This window comes from Flavobacterium sp. UGB4466 (assembly GCF_903469665.1).
GTDB classification, from domain to species: Bacteria; Bacteroidota; Bacteroidia; order Flavobacteriales; family Flavobacteriaceae; genus Flavobacterium; species Flavobacterium lipolyticum.
The window spans coordinates 1-21,592 of sequence record NZ_CAGKLC010000082.1 but is presented as its reverse complement, the minus strand read 5'-3'; the positions used below and the strand labels follow the sequence as shown (position 1 = coordinate 21,592).

Here is a 21,592-nt window from a genome sequence, read left to right as displayed (position 1 = left end):
GACCCCACATTTTTTTTAATGATAGGGCGACCACCGAGATGTACACTCGACTAGTCGTCGGCAGCGTCAGATGTGTATAAGATACAGAAAGTCTAATGATTATAGATATAAAGAATGGATCTTGGGAGGATATGCTCAATATAAGAAAACAATTAAAAAGATTGATTTTATCCTAGGTTCTAGAGTAGAGTCTAATTTTTCCGAAGGAATCAATAGTAAAAACAGCTATACGTTAAGTCATAATAAAACTAATTTCTTTCCTTTTTTTAGTATCTCATATAATCATTCGCAGACTAATAATTTTAATGTGTCCTATAGCAAAAGAATAACCAGACCTACTTTTAATAATCTAATGCCATTTAATTATTATGTGGATCCAAATACAATACTAGTTGGAAATCCTAATTTAAAACCCTCCATTTCACACCAGTTTGAGCTACAATACATACTAAAGCAGAATTATGTTTTTGCAATTGACTATTCCATTAATAAAAATGAAATTTTCCAAACGCCTCTTCAAAACAATGAGATCTTATCTACAATTTTAACACCACTCAATATTAAAAACGGCAATTCTTTATCTTTTAGCAATAACTCGACATTTGATTTATTTAAATGGTGGAATCTAAATTTTAACATTGTTATGTTCTATGATACCATTAAATCTTCAGACGATTTTTTAAGCATTAATTCTTACAACTGGTCAAACCAATTTACCACTACTAATTTATTTACTTTTCCTAACAACTTTAATCTAGAAATAGTAAACGAATACATTTCTCCTTTTATTCAAGGCCCCTACAAAACAAATTATCTGTTTTCTTTAAATTCAAGTATAAGTAAAACCTTTTTAAGTAAAAGACTTAAGGCCTCTATTACAGCAAATGATATTTTAGGAACATATAAACTTAAAAGTACTTCAATAATTCTGGATCAATACTCTTTTATTTTTCAAAAATTTGACACGAAATGGATTAGGTTCAGTATAACGTATAAACTTACAAAGGGAATAAAAAAACAGATAATTGAGGCAGATAGCATCAATGAAGAAATCAAATCCAGGACAAAATAAAATTAATCGTATTTTATGACAATTGGTATGCAAACTGCAATAGAACTTGGAGTACCAATTCTATTTTTGTTACTTTTTACAGTTAAAAAAATATTCGAACCTTATCAATCATCAAACACCAAAACCTTCAATCCAAAATACTACTTTCTTTTAATCACTTTTGCATTATGCTTACTCACAAATCCTTTCAGAGCCATCGAAAGCCAGATTACAATAATAATGGTCTCATTATACCTCATTATCCTAAACAAGGAAAAGATTAAATACGCTTATAAAATCGATAGAAACATACTCTTATTTATAATTCTTATTATTATTTCAACAACTGTTAAGAAACAATACTATCTGGTAAGATGGAAAGAACTTAGCGAAAAAACTAAACATATAACTCCTCCGACTGTTTTCTATAGAGATAAGCCAATTACCTATACTACAGCTCTGCTGACTTGCACAAAAAAACGATTATATCAAAATACAAAGTCATGAAAATTATTATTCTTGATTAAGGGAGCCATTTTTCTTTCAATCATCTTGCCCTGTTATTCTCCACTTCTTCTGTTTTTAATTTCTTAAATGCTTGTTTTTTTGAATTTCCAAAAGTATAGGTCGCAACCAGTCTGAAATAGTTTGTTGTATAGGTTCTGTGATAATAGATTTCGGTTTGTCCTACATTATAATTTCCGGAAGTTCTAAATTTGTGAAAGATGTCATTGGCTGTAAAATTTAGTTTTAAAGCATCATCAAAAAAGTTTCTTTCAATTCCAATAGTTACTGTCGACCGATCATCATCATGACCCAATCCGTAACTTCTGTCTCCCAAATACCAGGCAAGCAGCTGTATTTTGAACAGATTGGGGATTGTAAACGTATTGTTCGAATACAAATACAACTGTGGTTTTACAGCACCAAATTCATATGAATATTTATGATCAACCGCTTTGCTATAACTGACACTTACCGTATTTACAGAACTCCAAATTTTATTTTTGAACGATCTTGAAAGAGAGGTAAAAAAAGTATTTTCTCTATCAAAATTTATCGATCTTAAGATATAACTGTTCGGCTTCTCTCCTCGCAAAGCAGCTCCGGATATAGGATCTATTCTATGTGTATATCCTATTTTAAAATCGAATTTTCTGTAGAATGCACCAATTTCAAAAGCATGAATTTTTTCCGGCAACAAATTAGGATTTCCTTCTATGGTCGTAAAAGGATCCTGGTAAATGACAAATGGATTTAAAGACTGATATCGTGGTCTTGTTATTCTGGAAACATAAGACGCATGCACCTTTAATTCATCCAAAACATTCACATTCAACAGAACGTTTGGAAAAAAATTCGCATAACTTTTTTTAAATTCCTGATTTCCGTTAGCATTGGTACGCAAATCGTAATTGGTCCACTCGCCTCGGGCACCAAGCGAATAACTAAACTTTTCACTTAATGATGACAGGTAACTAAAATAAGCTGCACCAATTTTTTCATCGTATTTAAAATCACTTGAAAGCCCCGTGTCCACTTCAAAATCACTTTCTTTTACTTTCGATACCAAAAAATTCGTTTTAGAATTGATCGCAGCGCGGCTAAATTTAGCCCCCATTTCTAATGTTGTATCTTCATCTATCTTTTTAGTAAAATCTGACTGTAGGCTTGTAATATTTGTAGTGTTTTCTACAATGTTCTTTAAATATTTTTCAGTCAGAAAGCTATCGACCAGACCATTTTCATCAATGAAATCATCAACATTCCCATTATAATTAGAATATTGGGTACCCACAAATAATGATGAACCCTGATCATCTGTTACCACATTATAATTTAAATTAATGAACTGATTTAACAACACATCATTTTTAGAAATGTTGGTACTGTAAAGGCTATTGCTACTGTTATTTGTTATGGCATTTCGACTTTTAACCGCTCCTCCTAAATCTGCGACATTTCCGCTATACCCCAACGTAATGTACTGTTTGTCCGAGATGGTATATTGCAATCCAAATCCAAAATTCGAGTAATTATTAAATTGTCTTTGCCAATCTGTAGTCAATTTTGATTGCAGATACTCGTCGGTATTGGATCTTGTTCTTGTGGTATATAATAATTCCCTTCCTTTTCCTAATTGCAATCCGTAATTGGTTATAAAAGAGAACTTGCCTTTTGTATAATTAAAATCAAGCAGTGTATTGGTACTGGTTCCGGCAAATTCAGAAACGGTAATCTGCTGACTTGCTGTTCCCATTATTCCGTTTTCAATATTCTTCTTGGTAATAATATTGATCACTGCTTTTCCTTCGGCATCGTATTTTGAGGAAGGATTGGAAACAACTTCAATCTTCAGAATTTGCGAAACCGGAATTGCAGCAAATCGTTCGTAGTTAATCAAAATTCCATTGAGATAAATAATTGCTTCACCTTTTCCAAGCACGCTAATTTGTCCATCAGCTGCAATAACATTTGGAACTCTGCCTAATAATTCAGTAACAGAGCTACTGGTGGAAAGTAATGTATTTGCAACCAAAACCTCAACAGTTCCGTTTGCTCCATGTTTTAACAATGACGGCTGACTTTTTATAACCACTTCCTTTAACTCATCACTCTGATTTAAAACCTTATCCTGATTTGTTGGTTTAGATTGTGCTTTTGAGGTTATAGAACAGAAAAATAAAAAACAGGAAGAAAGGGTAACAAGGGATCTCATAGTTTGTTGTAATTAAAATTTGACTTTTATTGGAACAAAAGTCAGCAGTAAATCACGTCATGAGATCTTCAAAATAGAAATCAGGAGTACCATTTTATAAATTCACACTTGGTTTGAGCTTCTAAAATCTGCGCTTTGGTAATAAGAAGGCGTTTTTCCGGTATACTTTTTAAACGTTGCAAAAAATGTCGATTTAGAATTAAAACCCACATCGTAACCAATAGCTTCTAAAGTAAGCTTGTCATTTGAAATTATAATTTCGCGGGCCTCTCTAATTCTGAATTCATTTACAAAACTGGTAAAGTTTTTACCTAAATTATTGTTTAAAAACTGTGATAATTGATGGCTTGTAATATTGACCTCTTTAGCCAGATCCTGCAGTGAAAGATTTGGATTTTTATACAATGTTTTTTCATTCATTATAGTTTCTAACTTTTGAGATAAAGCTTCTGCCTCTTCAGTATCTATTTTTTTTACAGCACCTTTTGTGACATTTAACAGAAATAGATCATCCGTTCTCTTTCGATACAAAAGGATTGATACCACTAAGTATAGAATAAAAGAAAAAACAACTGCACCGCTAATATAAATTGCAGCCGGTGCTCCAATTAAAGCAAGAAAATAAAAAACGAAAAGTAAAAAGATCCCTAAAAAGAGCATCCCAAACCACGTTTCAGATGGAGAAGTTTTCTCTTTTCTGCTCAAGATTTTTTTCAGAATTGCTTTAATAGTAAACCCTGAAGCAACAATATAAATAAACCATTGCAGATAAATAATTCTGATAAAACGAAAACTCCAGAGTTTCGGATAATATTCATAAGGAAAAATAACACCAACCAAAATACTGAGGATCGCCCAAAATAGAAGTATGAGTTTCCATGATTTTGGCATTACATTTATTTCATCTACAGCCGATTTTAAAAAAAAGTACAAACAAGGACCTATGAAAAAGCAAGCTGTCAGCCCAATCTGCAAATACATTTTGGGTAAAGTTGGATTAAAATAAACAAATACTGATTTTGCGATTCGTATACTTAAAGCAAACAAAAGGCCTCCCAAAAAATAGTTTGTAAGAAATCTTTTTTTAGTAAAAAAGAAGAAATAGATGCTTAAGATAATTCCGTTAAAAGCTCCTAATGCACTAAAAAAGAATAAAAGTTCTTTACTGGAATCCATTGTTTAAGATTGTTACATTCCATACAAAGCTAAAAAAAAATACTATTTTAACTACTTTTATTCTCTTTCTTAAAATAAAAACTACACCTTCTTCAGATCGCGAATGGTTTGTTTTAACTCTTTTATACGTTCTTCATATTCCTCAATTATTTTACCCGATAAATGAGCAGTGGTAGTGGAGAAACCCTCCCCATTCAGATCCTGTTTTTTATGTTCCACTTTCAATAAATCCTCGGGAATTATCTCAAAAATTTCGCAGATTCTTAAAATATGATTCGCCCATGAACTGCTTTCACCACTTTCCATTCTGGCATATGCTGATTGTGAGATGTGAAGAAAATCTGCCACTTCTTCCTGTGACATTCTCTTATTTTTCCGAAGTATTTTAAGCTTGTTTCCTACAATTACATTCATGGTTTAGCAAATTTTTCCGTCCAAAAGAATAGAGGACACTTTTACACATATATACTCACAAAAAACAAATTATTTTTAAAATAAAAAAACATATGTTAATTTCTTATTAAAAATACCCGATAATCACATAATAGAGAACCTTACAAAATGCTAAATTAGCGCCACCGAAAAACAAATAAATAATTTCTTGTGCTTAACCAGGCTCAGGAATTGGATTAACCCCAAAAAACACTAAACCCAAAAAACCATGACCCGACCAGTCTTATTTCTCTGCCTTTTGATCATTATTATAGCATTAGGATATCGCTTTAGTAGAAAAAACAGTTAAATCATTTTATCAAAATCCCCTCCTCTGATAAAAACTTAACCCTCTAAAATAATGGATTTCAACACTAAACCTACAAAAGAAACCCAAAACAACTGGAACCGCGATCCAAACAATTGGATTTGGGGAGTTTTCTATTATAACCCTCAGGATAAAAGATTGTTCCCTCCAAAAAAAATTAAGCAACTTGGGTGGACTATAAATTTTGCAAACCCCAATTCAATATGCACCGCCATAGCAATAATCGCTGTACTACTAATTTTTACAAGAAACTCTTAGTACCTGAACTCAAAACAGCTGATTATTATTTTAAATCACCCTTAAAAACATGAAACTTTTTATACTCAAATACAGCATTGCCGTTATAAGCTGTCTTTATCTGGCCTATTTCTTTTACAATTCAGAACGTGCCGGCAGCATGATTAAAACGGGAACCGCTCTTGTTTTAGCACTTTCTATTTTTATGACGATGTGCTGTCAGATCAGAAGCGGGAGATAGGACAATTTGCGCTTAAACGGATCCCCAATCTGTCTGAATCGCGGACTCTTTATTTCCCAATTATAAATACTACTTTTGATTTTTGAGAGTTAAAGTATTTATGTTGAAAAAATTACTGGTTCTTACTATTTTCATCTGGTTTTCCGGGCTTCAGGCACAGGAAACGGTATCATCGTACAAAACCAGGAAAATAATTGCCAGCCGGGATACTATTCATCTTGAAGAAGTAAGTATCAATTCGGCATTTTTTCAACTTTTTACAACTAAAAATGAAGCTGTCGATTCTACTTTTTATAAAATTGATTTTAAAAAGGGAACTTTAGTTCTAAATGAAAAGTTAGGTTCAACTGCCGATACTTTAATTGTAAATTATCTGAAATATCCCGATTTTCTAACCCGGGAATATACCTTATACAAATCAAATCAGGTCGTATCCAACGACATTGGTACTGAAAAGCTGTATAAAATTGATAATGCTGTCACCAAAAAAGTCACTCCGTTTGATGGTTTAAATACATCCGGAAGCATTACAAGAGGAGTAACTGTCGGAAACAACCAAAATACAGTTCTAAATTCCAATCTGGATTTGCAGATTACAGGAAAAATATCTGACAAAATTAGTTTACGAGCTTCCTTACAAGACAGCAATATCCCGCTTCAGGATGGCGGTTATTCTCAAAAACTGGATCAGTTTGACAATATCTTTATGGAACTTTTCACAGACGACTGGAATATTCGGGCCGGAGATGTTTTTTTAGAGAACAGAAAAACCCAGTTTTTAAATTTCAATAAAAAAGTCCAGGGGCTTTCGGCCAATTTTAATTTTGGTACAGACGAAAACAAAACCAACATTTTTGCTTCAGTCGCTTTTGTAAAGGGACAATACGCCAAAAGTACTTTTACAGGCCAGGAAGGAAATCAGGGACCTTATAAATTAAAAGGACAAAATGGTGAATTGTATGTTCTGGTAATTTCAGGCTCTGAGCGTGTTTATGTAAATGGTGTTTTGCTGAAACGCGGAGAAAATAACGATTATGTGATCGACTACAATGCGGGTGAAATTACTTTCACTTCTCTTTTTACGATTACTTCCGAAATGCGAATTAATGTAGAGTACCAATATTCTGAACGAAATTACAACAGACTCGTGACCTATGCAGGCGGAACTCATGAAAGCAAAAACTGGAGTTTTGGCGGTTATCTCTATTCTGAAAACGACATGAAGAATCAGCCTTTACAACAAAATCTTTCAAAAGAACAGGTTCAGATTCTAAGTCAGGCCGGAGATGATCCGAATTTAATGAAAGCCCCTTCGGCCTATGAAGACACCTATGCCGATACTAAAATACTTTACAAAAAAAAAATAGTCAATTCTATCGAAATTTATGAATATTCAAAAGATGCGAGCACTGTTTTATACAACGTAAAATTTAGTCTTGTTGGAAACAATGCCGGTAATTACATCATTCAAAACAATAACTCTGTAGAACGCATTTATGAATATAAAGCTCCTATTAACGGAATTTTACAAGGCAATTATGAACCACTTGTCAATCTGGTCGCACCTATAAAATTACAGGTAGCTACTTTTTTAGGCAAATACAATCCGGACGAAAAAACGCTGGTTGACTTTGAAATTGCAGTAAGCAACAACGACAAAAACCTGTTCTCTAGAATAGATGATGCCAATAATGACGGTATTGCTATTAAAACCAATATTAAAAAACGTCTTTTTACACGAAGCTGGTCTTTGGATGCCTTTGCAAACTATCAATTCGTTCAGGAAGATTTCAGGTCTGTTGAGCGTTTGTACAATATTGAATTCAACCGCGACTGGAATTTAAACGAGACACTATTCGGGAACCAAAACATGTTGATCACAGGACTAAATTTTGATTTATTTGCCCAAAAAGAGACTTCCAATATTGGATTGTTTACCTATCAATTTGAGAAATTAGATTACTCCAAAAGTTATTCAGGATCGCGTCACACCTCAACAGCACTTTTCAAATTGCAACAATGGACGATCGAAAATAGGGGCAGCTTCCTGAATTCAGATGCTACAAATTCTACTTCAAAATTTATTCGGAATCAAACCAGAACTAAATATCATTTTGGTAAAAACTGGGTCGGCGCCAGTATGCAGCTCGAAGACAATCAGCAGAAGAATAAAATCACTAATCAGTTCTCGGCCTTAAGCCAACGATTTTCAGAGTATGGTGTTTTTATTGGCCGTGGTGACAGCACTAAAGTTTTTGTCGAAATTGGTTATTTGCAACGTCGAAATGACAGTTTACAAAACGGATCTCTACAGCATGTAAACAATTCTCAAACTTACTTTTTAAAATCAAAATTAATTCAGAATAAGAAAACCGATCTGGCGGTATATGCCAGCTATCGCAAACTGGATTTTACAGATGCTACCCGAAAAAATGAACCTTCGTTAAACTCCCGAATACTTTATAACGATCGTTTTTTTAATCAGCTCCTGCAAATTGGAACCACCTATGAAACCAGTTCAGGAACTATTGCCCAACAGGAGTTTACCTATATTGAAGTTCCGACGGGTCAGGGGGTTTATACCTGGAACGATTACAACGGAAACGGAATTCAGGAACTGGAAGAATTTGAAATTGCAGCCTTTCCCGATCAGGCCCGCTACATCCGAATCTTTTTACCAAATCGGGTTTACATCAAAACCAATCAAAATAGGTTCTCCCAATCTGTGGCATTAAATCCATTGCAGTGGCAGAACGAGACCGGTTTCAAAAAACTCCTGTCTTATTTTTACAATCAGACATCCTTTATTATGGATCGCAAAGTAAAAAGTCAGGGAGAGCGTCTGGAATTGAATCCGTTTAATTCTTCAGAAGAAAATATACTGGGGCTTAATTCGAGTTTCAGAAATAGTTTGTACTACAATCGCGGCAAACAAAAACATTCCGTTACCTATACTTATTTGGTCAATAAAGGCAAAAACCTACTTTCGATTGGATCGCAAAATGTTCAAAACAATTCACATCAATTGCAATACACCCATTTGTATCAAAAAAGCTGGCTGTTTAACTTCTTTACCAAAACGATTAAAACCGACCTGGTTTCTGAAGATTTTGTCGAAAAAAACTATGCTATCACGGGCCACCAAATGGCTCCCAAAGTGAGTTATTTGTTTTCGAAAAACACCAGTCTGGATTTCTTTTTTGAGTTTCAGAACAAAGAAAATCAAATAGGAAATTTTGAAACTCTGGTTCAAAATCGATTGGGAACTTCATTTTCATTTGCGGGAGAAAAAAAAATAACGGTAAACGGAGAATTTTCTTTTTACCAGAACAAATTCACAGGAAATGAATTTTCGTCAGTAGGGTTTCAAATGCTGGAAGGGCTACAGGCCGGACAAAACCTGGTGTGGAAGTTTCTTTTACAAAAAAACATCACACAGTTTTTAGATGTGAATTTAAATTATCAGGGGCGAAAAAGTGAGACAGGCTCGGTGGTTCATACCGGAAATATACAACTCCGTGCTTATTTTTAACACTTTACAAAAAACATAATCAGAAATTGTTTAATTTTAAATGAAATTTAAACTTGTAACATTATGAAAAAATTATTAGTACTTTGTTTTGTAGTTCTTCTGTCTTCTAATTTCTATGGGCAAGATGTAACTACAAAAGCAGTAAAAAGCAAAACCGAAGCTGCTGCGAAAAAGAAAAAAGCAGAAGCAGATAAAGCGAAAGCCGACGCTAAAAAAGAAACTTCAAAATCCAAAAAGGCAGCTGATGATGCCAGCAAAGCGGCAGCAAAAGCGACAAAAGAGTCTGCAAGCACAGCAAAAAAAGCTGCCGACAAACAGGCAACCAAAGCTAAAAACGAGGCTACAAAAGCAAAAACTGATGCTGTAAAAGCCACAAAGACCGCTGACAAAGCAGCAAGCACAAAAGCCGCCAGTGCAAAAGCTGACGTAACAAAAACAGCAGCAAAAGCAACTGAAGCTTCAAAAGCAGCACAAAAAGACGCCGCTGCTGCAAAAAAAACAGCTTCGAAAACAATAAAAGAAACGAATGAAAAAGCTCCAAAAGTAGCCGACAAAGTAACCGGCGAGTACAATGGAAAAAAAGTATATACCGGACCAAAAGGCGGTAAATACTACATTAATAAAAATGGAAACAAAACCTATATTCAGGATTAAAGTTCCTTTTACCAATATCTGAAAGGGGTTACTTACAGTAACTCCTTTTTTTTGTCTATTGAGAAACCAAATATTCGTTAACATACAAGTAACTTTTCCTTCCAAACACTACTAATTCCACAACCTAAACAACGAATTATATGGGCTGAAGCCCCTTATAGAGTTAATAATTTAGTAATACGTACGAAATAACATAAAAAGCATATTTCTTTATCTTCGTTTTTAAAAAGTGTTACACTATGAGCATTGACTATTCTGCGAACAAAACAATTTTAGTTGCTCCATTAAACTGGGGATTAGGTCATGCGACAAGATGCATCCCTATTATAAAAGCGCTTCAGGAAAACAATTACATCCCGATAATTGCTTCTGACGGTGTTGCGTTAGCATTGTTACGAAAAGAGTTTCCATACATTCAAACCCTTGAATTACCATCTTATCATATCGAATACGCCAAGAATGCTAAAAACTTCAAATGGAAGCTGATTAAAAACCTGCCAAAAATGATTGTCGCCATCCTTGACGAAAAAAAAATCGTAAAAAGCTGGATTAAAAAACACGGAATAGACGGTATTATTTCGGATAACCGACTAGGGGTTTTCAGTAAAAAAGTCCCTTCCGTTTTTATGACCCATCAATTGAATGTCATGACCGGAAACACCACCTGGTTCACCAGTAAATGCCATCAGCATATTATAAAAAAATACACGGAATGCTGGGTTCCGGACACTAATGACACGATAAATCTTACCGGAGAATTGGGTCATCTTAAAACGGATGATCTAAAACTAAAGTATATTGGTCCATTAAGCAGAATGCGTAAAAAAGACACTCCGAAAGTATATGATCTGATGATTATCCTCTCAGGACCTGAACCTCAGCGTACTTTTTTGGACGAAAAATTACAGAAAGAAATTGTCAATTATAAAGGAAAAGTAGTGTTTGTTCAGGGTATTGTGGAAAAAACACAAACCAAATGGCAAGCCGGAAATGTTACGTATTATAATTTCATGAACTCTAAACAGTTGGAACAGACTTTTAACGAAAGTGAATTTGTCTTATGCCGCTCCGGTTACACGACCGTTATGGATTTGGCAAAATTAGGCAAGAAAGCCTTTTTTATTCCAACTCCGGGGCAATACGAGCAGGAATATCTGGCCATAAAGCTTCAGAACGAAAATTTAGTACCTTATGCAATGCAAGACGACTTTACGATTGAAGATCTTTCAAAAGTAAAGTCGTTTAAAGGTCTGACTCAATTTAACGATACGATAGACTGGGATACTCTGTTTACCGTTTTTGAGGATGAAAACTAAAAGTTAAACTGTGCCTGCAAACGCAATAAGTTTCCTTGCTGTCTGTTCACAGGAAGTGCACTGTCCTGGAAAGTTCTGTCGGCAATCACATATTCCGCAGTAAGTTCAAAAGCTTTTAGAGGCTGCCATTCTATACCAAATTCATAATCTCTAACAACATAACTTCTGGCATCTTTCTCATATTTCTTTCCTCCATCGTAATATTGAAATTTGGCGAAAGGATAAATAACCTGTTTTTTAATATCTAATTTGTAGTTCAGTAAAACATAACCACCGTCCAGATCTGTTTCATCGACTGCATTAATTACTGAATTGTATCTTGGTCCTTTTCCGATATTGTACTCTGTCTGAATTCCAAAAGGTCTTGGATATAATACAAAGGTTGCTCCTACCCTTTGATCTTTTACGTGCTGTGAATTGTTCACTTTAACTCCTGATGAAATTTCACCTGAAAAAGCCCATTTTCCGGCATAAGCCTGAATTCCGGGTTCGATAATCTGGCTTCCAATTACAAATGGGTACGTTACTCTTGCCACCACATTCAAATCTCTGTTTCCATCTAATCTATTCGCGATCTGCCCATTGTACACTCCAAAAGCGAATACACCATAATCACCTGATCCTTTATAACCGTCTTTTACCAACATTTCAAAACGCTCTCTGATTTTAGCCGGTGCCCAGTAAAAAAACATTCCTAAATCACGTTCGTTTAATATGGCACTGTTCAATGCATCGTTTCGATCTAAAGTTAAACGCTGTCCACTTGACTGCATATTCTCGAAACCATATGGTATTTTACTCTGCCCGACACGTAATCTGTACTCTCTCTTCTTATCAAAAGAAAGGTCAAAATATAAATCCCGAACCTGAACAAAATTCTGAACTCCTGTAACCGGAGAACTCGCAAAATCAGGTTGAAAATAGAAAAATACATTTGGATGAACCTGACCGGAAAATACTAAACGTGCACGTCTGATAAATAAACCATTGTTTGCTTTTGCATTCGGGGCCGTAGAAGTTGTCCCCCATGATCTGTCGCACTGATCACATGATACTTTATCATTTGTAGAAAACAAACCATTGTATCGTATTTGTGCATAACCTCTTAAAGAAATCTTATCATACCAACGATCTTTATCCGTTTCATCATCATTCTTTTCGGATTGAGTGTCTGGCAGTTTTGCTTTGTTGATTGAATCAAGAAGACGTACTACTTCTTTTTTTACCTCTTCTTTACTTAGATCCTGTGCATTTGATACACAGGTAATTAGCAACAGAATTGCTATTAGTCTTATTTTCATTCTTTTTGTTTTCTGATCCCTTAATTTTTCGAATGCAAAGATCTGCCACCTATGTTAAGATATCATTAACAAGGTGTTACTATAACAAAAAGGAATTGTTGCGAAATAGTTACGTAAATTTCATCAGTGTTAAAACACTAGATTTCACGACACTTCACTCCAACAAGCTTACAATTATTTAACTTCAGCTTTTACTGTTTTATTTGCTTTTTCAAGCGTAAAAGAGAATTCAGAACCAATTCCGAACTCACTTTCTACATATACTTTCTCTTTATGTGCTTCAATAATGTGCTTTACAATAGCCAATCCTAATCCGGAACCACCCTCTGAACGTGTTCCACTTTTATCCACTCTGTAAAAGCGCTCGAAAAGTCTCGGAATGTTTTGTTTTTCAACACCTTCCCCATTATCACTAATACGGATCAGCACCTTTTTCTTGGTTAAGTTAACCACACCCACCTCAGTCAAACCACCTTCTTTACCGTATTTAATAGAGTTCACGATCAGGTTTTCCAGAACTTGCTGAATTCTGTCCTTATCTCCGCGAATGATTACTGATTTAATGTTTTTACTTTCAAAAGCCAGTTTAATTTTCTTTTTGTCGGCTTTCATCTCCAATAAATCGAAAACGTTTTGAATCAGTTCTACAATATCAAAATCGCTCATGATTAAATCCAGATCTCCTGATTCTAATTTGGTGATCATGTCCAGATCTTCAACGATATAAATCAATCGCTCAACCCCTTTCTCAGCTCGCTTTAAATATTTTTTTCGAATGTTCTTATCTTCCATAGCGCCATCCAGCAAAGTCGAAACATACCCCTGAACCGTAAACAAAGGCGTTTTCAGCTCGTGCGAAACATTTCCAAGAAACTCACGTCGGTACTGCTCCCGGATCTCCAGCATTTCAATTTCCAGCTTTTTATCGGTGGCAAACTTTTTTACCTCGCGTGAAAGCGTTTCCATGTCTGTAGTTATAGGCTGATTGATCAATGTTGTTGTCTCTAATAACGAAACCTCATCGTATATCTTCTTGACTCTTCTATAAATAAAACGCTCCACACGGTATTGCAAGACCAAAAATGAAAAAGCATAAATGGATATTATAAAGATTATTCCGAATGCAAATTGATACTTCAATTGGTTTTTATAAAACAAAGACATCAATATCATCACAAATCCTGTTGCAAAAAGACTTATGTATAATGCTGACTTTACAGCAAATTTGTATGTTTTTTTAAAATTAATTTTCATTGAAATTATTGAGTCATTAAGAGATTAAGAAAATTAAGTTCTGTTTTTGAGTTCTATTCTTTCGGGCAAAAGAAAAAAAGGAATAACTCAAAAACCATATAAGAAAATGAAGATTACACAAACTTCAATTCTTATATGGTTTAAATGTATTGAATATTTTAAAACAATTTGAATGAATTTAAATCCTGATAAAGTTTTCTTAGTAACTTAACTCACAAGAACCTCAGGACCTTAAAAATCTAAACTTCAAATTTATACCCCACTCCTTTTATGGTTTTAAAAAGGTCTTCTCCAATTTTTTCGCGAAGTTTTCGAATATGAACATCAATCGTTCTTCCTCCTACTACCACTTCATTCCCCCAGACTTTATCAAGAATTTCGTCTCTTTTAAAAACTTTCCCTGGTTTTGAAGCTAACAAGTAAAACAATTCAAATTCTTTTCTTGGTAAGGCAATCTCAATGTTACCTTTAATGATCTTGTATTCTTCACGGTTAATCTCTATTCCGCCTACATTTAAGGTATCACTTACGACTTCTTGTTCTTTTAACCTTCTTAACAGCGCCTTTACTTTGGAGACCAATAATTTCGGTTTTATTGGCTTGGTAATATAATCATCTGCACCTGCATCAAAACCAGCTACTTGTGAATAATCTTCACTTCTTGCGGTAAGGAATGTTATGATAACATTATTTAATTCGGGAATTTTTCTAATGTGTTCGCAAGCTTCCATTCCATCCATTTCTGCCATCATTACATCCATAATAATCAATTCCGGCAATTCTTTCTGAGCCTTTGCAATTGCTTCTTTTCCGTTAGAGGCAGTTACAATCTGGTAGCCTTCCTGAGCAAGGTTATAGCCAACGATTTCTAAGATATCTGGTTCATCGTCAACTAGTAAAATCTTGGTTTGTGTTTTTTTCATAAATAGCAAAAATTGAGATTTTTACATCAAATTTTCTTTATTATACATTCGATGATTTTCATTTGAGATGGTAAATATACTAATAAAACGACCGTTAAAAATTGCGGTTAACGGTAATTTAATCTGGTAACAATTTGATAATCTAAGCAACACGAAAACATAACAAGTGGCTAACATGAACTTTACACAGCGTCTTTTTCTTTGCACAAAAATTTAAACACAACACTGAAATGAAATTCAATTTAAAATTTCTATTTATCACATTATTCATCTGTACGATTTCGATCGCACAAAACAAAGGTACGATTTCTGGTGTATTAACCGACAAAGAAACCAACAATGAAGCCCTACCTTTTGCAAATGTTTTATTAAAGGGAACAAACATTAGCGCAAACACTGACATTGAGGGAAAATATTCCTTAAATGTAAATCCGGGAAATTATATCATTATTTTTAGTTTCGTTGGATATGAATCTGTAGAAAAGCCAGTTACTGTAAAAGCAAATGAAACAATCACTGTAAATCAGGTACTTTCGTCAGGAAGTTTTACACTTAAAGATGTTGTTGTAAAATCGTCTGCCGTAAACAAAGAAAAAGAAACCGCCTTATTACTCGATCAAAAAAATGCTGTTGTTATCAAACAAAGTATTGGAGCACAGGAAATGTCAAGAAAAGGTGTTAGTGATGTTGAAGAAGGTTTGACAAAAATCACCGGGATTACAAAAGTAGGATCAAGAGGTTTATTTGTTCGTGGATTAGAAGACCGATACAACAATTTATTAATCAACGATCTTGCCGCTCCAACAAACAATCCTTTTTTAAAGATTATCCCATTGGACTTATTTTCAACTGATATTGTTGGTGTTATAGAAGTATACAAGACTTTCAACCCTAATATATATGGTGACTTCGCTGGAGGAACATTTAATATCCAGACTTCGAAAAACACAAAAAGCATTACAAAAATTAATATCGGAACTAGTTATATTGCCAATAGTAATTTTAAAAGATTCTCTCTTTCTAAAGATGCAGACTCAGCAGAAGGTTTCTTTGGAATGACAGGCGACAATAGAAAACTGCCTTCATTATTAGGAGGTACTCCTTCCGGACATGTTTTTACTCCTCAAGAATCGTTAAATTCATTTCAAAGTGGTTTTGATGTTTCACCGATAAGAAGTCCACTAAACACAAGTATTGGATTTTTACATTCAGAAAAATTCGACTTAGGTAAGGACAGAAACTTTTCTTATATCTTTTCGATAAATGCTGAAAACAGCTATGGGATTCAAGAAGGAGTAGACAGAACTTTTGCCTATCAAAGTACCGGAATCGCTTACAAAACTGACTTTGTTACGACAGACAACCATTATAAAACTTCTTTAACGGGTTTATTAGGTTTAAATTATAGTGCCAAAAGATTCAAATTAGCTTACAATAGTCTTTTTATAAGAACTACTGACAATTTAATCAAAGATCAATTTGGTGTTGCAAATGCTGAAACAGGAACCGGAACAAACAAAACTCTTATCCGAACGAATCAATTAGACCAGTCAAATTATTGGAATAATCAACTGTTAGGAGAATACGCATTAACTGAAGACAAAAGTCAGACTGTAAAAGCTGGTATCTCTTATGCAAAAACAAAATACGACCAACCTGACAGAAAAGCATTCTCAGGTGTAAAAACTGAAAATGACGGAGTTATAGCTTCAATTGCCGGAAATAACTTTATCAAACAATATCTGGAAATTACCGGAAATTCATACTTCTCTGGCTTAGCAGAATACAACTTAAAGTTTGGATCAGACAAAAACCATAAACTTACAGTTGGATATAACGGAAATAAATCTGATATGGAATCTTCTTATCGTTTTATTTCACCAACTACAGGTCCAAATGTTGATGCTCCTTTGAATAGCATTGACAATCAATTGAACGGCTACGTAGCCGGAGGTGCTTTTAACTACAGAGAAAGCTCTAACTCGACTTATAAAGCAATCCTAAAAGAAGGAACCAATGCCGGGTATGCAAATTTACTTTATAAGTTCAATGAAAAACTTGAAGTGAATGGTGGAGTAAGAGTAGAAAATGCAAATAGAACTACTAAGTACAGACAACAAGGTTCATTTGACGAACCATTCATAACTTTAAATTACGATAAAGTTTATTTTCTACCTTCGGTAAATACTAAATACAGTATTAATGAAAAATCAAATATCCGTTTAGCCGGTGGTATAACTTATACAAAACCTGTAATAATGGAAGCTTATCCAATTGAATACATCAATGCCGATGGAACTTCTATGAAAGGAAACCCATATTTAGTAAATAGCGACAATTACAATGTTGATTTAAAGTATGAGCTTTTCCCAACAGCGAAAGAAATGTTTGCAGTTGGTCTTTTTGGAAAGAAAATGAAAAATCCAATTGAAAGAACATTAACCGCTAATGCTGCAGGTTCTACAATCATTACCTATTTGAATTCAGACAATGCCGTTCTATACGGTGCAGAAATTGAATTCATATATGATTTAGGAAGACTTACTAATACTTTTAAAGATTTCTCACTAGGATTCAATACTTCATTAATGAGTACAAAAGCAGAAGTAAAACCTTTCATCATAAACCCTGACGGAAGTACTTCACAATCAATAGAAACTCATAGATCAAGAGATTTACAAGGTGCTTCAAAATGGTTGATTAATTCCGATTTAAAATATCAATTTGACATTAATAAGAATTGGAGCAATACTCTTTCATTAGTTTATTCCGTATTTGGAAAGAGAATCTATGCAGTAGGGACAAATGGTTTAGATCATATTTACGAACTGCCAGTACAACAATTAGACTTTGTATGGAGCAGTAAAATAAATGATCATTTTGATATAAAATTCTCAGCAGACAACTTAATTGACCCTGCTCGTAAATTTGAAATTGGAGATAACAGCGTAACTCCTGTTGTAGGAGATCCGATCACAAGAAGTTACAAAAAAAGCCGTGGGTTTTCTTTAAGCCTGGGATCCACATTCTAATACTATTTGCTTTTATAAATACAAAGCCCTATTTCGATAGGGCTTTTTTTATAGTCCATTATAAATCAACTTAACATTAAATTCATATTTAAGAGATTTTATAATAACAGTATTGTAATACTTAGCTAACACATATGAAGTATTCCCATCCTAATTTTGTCAGCAAAGAAATAAACTATTAAAACACAACTATGAAAACTAAATTTTTCGCTTTAGCCCTTTCTATTGGCTTATTATTTTCATCATGTAGTAGCGACAACGATCCGGCTCCATTTACTATAGCTCCTTTAACAGGAACTGAAAGTATTGTTGTAGGAGCGACTACCACTTTTAGCAGTACAACTACTGGCGGTACTTACACAAGTGCTACACCTGCTGTTGCAACTGTTGCGGCTTCAACTGGGGTTATCACAGGAGTTTCTGTTGGTACTTCAGTAATTACTTATACAGTACAATCTGTTTCTGTTACAAAAACTGTAACTGTAACGGCTGTACCTGTAGCAACTGGAGAAATTACAGGTCCAATTACAGCTGATAAAACTTATGCTTTAGGAAACTATACCATGAAAGGTATGGTGAAAGTTAATTCAGGTGTAACATTAACTTTTGAAGCTGGTTCAACTATTACAGTTGATAAAACTACCGGAGATAATGCATTAGTAGTCTTAAATGGAGGTAAACTAATTATCAATGGTACAGCTGACAAACCAGTTGTATTTACTGAAAAATCTAAAATAGCAGGTTCTTGGGGAGGTATCATCATGTATGGTGACGCACCAATCAATGCTATCAACGGTGTAAAAACTTCTACTTCAGAAGATGGAAATGCTTTACCATATGGAGGAACAAATGCTGCTCATAACGGTGGTTCATTAAAATATGTAAGAGTAGAATATGCTGGTTCTAAATTAGCTGACGGAACTAAAGAATTAAACGGATTCTCTTTCTACTCTGTAGGATCAGGAACAACTTTAGACCACTTAGTATCTTACAGAGGTGCTGATGACGGATTCGAATTTTACGGAGGAACTGCAAGTTTAACAAATGCGATCTCTTACGAAAATACAGATGATTCTTTTGACTGGCAAGATGGATGGCAAGGTCAAGCCAATTCAAATTGGTATGCACGTCAAAATGTAAAAGGAAACTTCGGAATTGAAATCGAATCTTCTAAAAACAATAACGCTTACTTCCCTAAAGTTACAAATATCACTTTAAGAAGAATTGCTGGTACAACTCCTGAAGCAGTTGGAGATGTTCAAGTAGATGCTTTCCAATTCAAAAATGAAGGAAATGGTGATTTCAGTAACATTATCATCGATGGTTACGGTGACTATACTGAAGCTGGTAAAGTTTACACTGGTGCAGCTGTAAAAATACAAGATGCTTCAACAAACACAAACCAAGTAAACGGTGGTAAAATTAAAATTACTAAAGTTAAAATCACTAATACTTCTAAAAACATCTTAGGTGTAGTAGTAGCTCCTTGGGACGGTACTGTTGCATTCCCAGCTGGAAATTTTGTAACAGATGATACTGCTACCGGAGCTTCAATAACTGGAGGTGCTTGGGCAACAGTTAATGGTGTTGATTTGACTAAATAAAAGTTTAAAAAAAATATTGTTAAAAACATCCTAAAATTTTAGGATGTTTTTTTTTTGGTGTAATTTTTGTACTTTTTTTTGTATATTTACAGTAACCAAAATAACGCGATGGCAAAAAATTACTTTTATATTACTTTCTTATTGGCTTTTTTCTTTACTGTAAGTGTTTCGGCACAAGACAGTAAGCAATTACCAAAACCTCAACAGGTAGCAACCATTGAGGGATTAAGCTTGTACCCTAACCCCGTGACCGGTGGAAAAGTAACCATCTCTTCTAAAAATGATTTAGAAAAAGAGATTATCATCTTTGATGTTCTGGGTAAAAAGGTACTTCAAACACATTTAAGTTCTCGAGAATTAAACGTTTCTGATCTGGTTCCAGGCGTTTACATCATCAAAATAAGCGAAGAAAATGCTTCGGCAACACGAAAGCTCATTATTCGATAAAACACAAAAGCTCTAATGAAAATTAGAGCTTTTTTAGTTTTCAGTCACAGTCACAGTTTTCAGTTTCTGCGAAACCCTAAAATGACAACTGAAAACTGCGACTGAATACTGTGACTAAAAACTAAAAACAATATCTTTGCACAAAAAAAGTTTTGATCACAGCCAACGATATCTTTACCATTTCAAGTCAGAAACAATTTGAGAAAATAGCACTAAAAGTGTTTCGTTTTCAACATGAGAATAACGTTGTCTATCGTGATTTTTGCGATTTTTTAAAAGTAAATCCACAACAGGTAAAATCATTGGAACAAATTCCTTTTTTACCCATTCAGTTTTTCAAAAGTCATAATGTAGTTTCCAACAATGATCCGGCTCAGGTAACTTTTACCAGCAGCGGAACCACAGGCGCAATTACCAGCAGACATATCGTTACCGATGTAAGTCTTTACGAAGAAAGTTACCGCAATGGATTTTCACAATTCTACGGCAATATCGAAGATTACGTTGTTTTAGCACTTTTACCGTCTTATCTCGAGCGTGATGGATCTTCGTTAATCTATATGGTCGAAGATTTAATAAAGCGCTCCAATCAGCCTGACAGTGGGTTTTACCTGCACAATCACGACGATCTTATAAAAAAACTAACTGCTTTAGACGAATCCGGTCAAAATGTAATCTTAATTGGTGTTACTTACGCCTTACTCGATTTGATTGAGAAACACCAGTTCAATCTTCAGAATACTATTATTATGGAGACTGGCGGCATGAAAGGCAAGCGAAAAGAAATGATTCGCGAGGAATTACACGAACAACTTTGTGCAGGATTTGGCGTTTCGGCTATTCACTCAGAATACGGCATGACCGAACTTCTGGGACAAGCTTATTCTCTGGGTGAAGGTGTATTTGAATGCCCTTCGTGGATGCACATTTTGGTTCGCGATCCCGAAGATGCCTTAACATATCTAAAAGACGGAAAAACTGGCGGAATCAATGTGATTGATTTGGCCAACATTAATTCCTGTTCCTTTATCGCCACTCAGGATTTAGGTAAAAAAAATCCCAACAACTCTTTCGAGGTATTGGGACGTTTTGATAATTCTGATATTCGTGGCTGTAACCTAATGGTTTTGTAAATGTTGAACCGTTAATTTGGTTAATCGTTTAATCGTGAAAAAATAGATTAAAAAATATCCTAACAACTCTTTCGAGCTATTGGGACGCTTTGATAATTCTGATATTCGTGACTGTAACCTAATGGTTTTATGAAAGTTGAACCGTTAATTTGGTTAATCGTTTAATCGTGAAAAAATAGATTAAAAAATATCCTAACAACTCTTTCGAGCTA

Annotated in this window: 16 protein-coding genes; 10 read left to right on the top strand and 6 right to left on the bottom strand. The window is 34.4% G+C overall.

Annotated features, from left to right (window positions below; all coding sequences use genetic code 11):
• Positions 1-70: 70 nt before the first annotated feature.
• Positions 71-1,072, top strand: a complete 1,002-nt coding sequence (locus JO950_RS16905; RefSeq protein ID WP_237732375.1) for an outer membrane beta-barrel family protein — start codon at positions 71-73, stop codon at positions 1,070-1,072.
• A 526-nt stretch (positions 1,073-1,598) separates the two neighbouring features.
• On the opposite strand, the gene JO950_RS16900 is transcribed toward JO950_RS16905, so the two are convergent.
• The 3 genes from JO950_RS16900 to JO950_RS16890 all read right to left on the bottom strand — a co-directional run bounded on the left by JO950_RS16900 (position 1,599) and on the right by JO950_RS16890 (position 5,360).
• Positions 1,599-3,770 (bottom strand): TonB-dependent receptor domain-containing protein, encoded by a 2,172-nt coding sequence (locus JO950_RS16900; RefSeq protein ID WP_202703694.1) that lies wholly within the window; start codon positions 3,768-3,770, stop codon positions 1,599-1,601.
• A gap of 102 nt (positions 3,771-3,872) precedes the next feature.
• The gene (locus tag JO950_RS16895) at positions 3,873-4,946 is read right to left on the bottom strand and encodes an AraC family transcriptional regulator (protein WP_202703693.1); all 1,074 of its coding nucleotides are present in this window, start codon (positions 4,944-4,946) and stop codon (positions 3,873-3,875) included.
• Positions 4,947-5,027: 81 nt separating this feature from the next.
• On the bottom strand, positions 5,028-5,360 hold the full coding sequence (locus JO950_RS16890) for a helix-turn-helix transcriptional regulator (RefSeq protein ID WP_202703692.1): 333 nt from the start codon (positions 5,358-5,360) through the stop codon (positions 5,028-5,030).
• A 379-nt stretch (positions 5,361-5,739) separates the two neighbouring features.
• On the opposite strand from JO950_RS16890, the gene JO950_RS22300 reads away from it, so the two are divergent.
• From JO950_RS22300 to JO950_RS16870, 5 genes are all read left to right on the top strand, one after another.
• Complete coding sequence (locus tag JO950_RS22300; protein ID WP_229998975.1) at positions 5,740-5,964, top strand: DUF5808 domain-containing protein; 225 nt, start codon at positions 5,740-5,742, stop codon at positions 5,962-5,964.
• 49 nt (positions 5,965-6,013) lie between these two features.
• A complete protein-coding gene (locus JO950_RS16885) occupies positions 6,014-6,184 on the top strand; it encodes a hypothetical protein (RefSeq protein WP_017496200.1) in 171 nt (56 codons plus the stop codon).
• Between the two features lie 100 nt (positions 6,185-6,284).
• Positions 6,285-9,716 (top strand): hypothetical protein, encoded by a 3,432-nt coding sequence (locus JO950_RS16880; RefSeq protein WP_202703691.1) that lies wholly within the window; start codon positions 6,285-6,287, stop codon positions 9,714-9,716.
• A gap of 63 nt (positions 9,717-9,779) precedes the next feature.
• Positions 9,780-10,370: a hypothetical protein gene (locus tag JO950_RS16875; RefSeq protein WP_202703690.1), complete on the top strand. Its 591-nt coding sequence runs from the start codon at positions 9,780-9,782 to the stop codon at positions 10,368-10,370.
• A 239-nt stretch (positions 10,371-10,609) separates the two neighbouring features.
• Positions 10,610-11,686, top strand: coding sequence for a glycosyltransferase (locus tag JO950_RS16870; RefSeq protein ID WP_202703689.1), 1,077 nt, complete (start codon positions 10,610-10,612; stop codon positions 11,684-11,686).
• Here the strand turns inward: JO950_RS16870 and JO950_RS16865 are convergent.
• The 3 genes from JO950_RS16865 to JO950_RS16855 all read right to left on the bottom strand — a co-directional run bounded on the left by JO950_RS16865 (position 11,683) and on the right by JO950_RS16855 (position 15,164).
• Entirely contained in the window at positions 11,683-12,987 is a 1,305-nt protein-coding gene (locus tag JO950_RS16865; RefSeq protein WP_202703688.1) for a porin, read from the bottom strand. The two genes, JO950_RS16870 and JO950_RS16865, sit on opposite strands and share 4 nt — an antisense overlap.
• Positions 12,988-13,161: 174 nt before the next feature.
• A complete protein-coding gene (locus tag JO950_RS16860) occupies positions 13,162-14,241 on the bottom strand; it encodes a cell wall metabolism sensor histidine kinase WalK (RefSeq protein ID WP_202703687.1) in 1,080 nt (359 codons plus the stop codon).
• 239 nt (positions 14,242-14,480) lie between these two features.
• A complete protein-coding gene (locus tag JO950_RS16855) occupies positions 14,481-15,164 on the bottom strand; it encodes a response regulator transcription factor (RefSeq protein WP_202703686.1) in 684 nt (227 codons plus the stop codon).
• Between the two features lie 230 nt (positions 15,165-15,394).
• Between JO950_RS16855 and JO950_RS16850 the strand changes: the two genes are divergently transcribed.
• From JO950_RS16850 to JO950_RS16835, 4 genes are all read left to right on the top strand, one after another.
• Positions 15,395-18,196: a TonB-dependent receptor gene (locus JO950_RS16850; RefSeq protein ID WP_202703685.1), complete on the top strand. Its 2,802-nt coding sequence runs from the start codon at positions 15,395-15,397 to the stop codon at positions 18,194-18,196.
• Between the two features lie 191 nt (positions 18,197-18,387).
• Positions 18,388-19,800 carry a hypothetical protein gene (locus JO950_RS16845; protein WP_202703684.1) on the top strand — a complete coding sequence of 471 codons (1,413 nt, stop codon included), beginning with the start codon at positions 18,388-18,390 and terminating at the stop codon, positions 19,798-19,800.
• A gap of 108 nt (positions 19,801-19,908) precedes the next feature.
• On the top strand, positions 19,909-20,247 hold the full coding sequence (locus JO950_RS16840) for a T9SS type A sorting domain-containing protein (RefSeq protein ID WP_017496209.1): 339 nt from the start codon (positions 19,909-19,911) through the stop codon (positions 20,245-20,247).
• Between the two features lie 152 nt (positions 20,248-20,399).
• A complete protein-coding gene (locus JO950_RS16835) occupies positions 20,400-21,380 on the top strand; it encodes an acyl transferase (RefSeq protein WP_202703683.1) in 981 nt (326 codons plus the stop codon).
• Positions 21,381-21,592 lie beyond the last annotated feature (212 nt).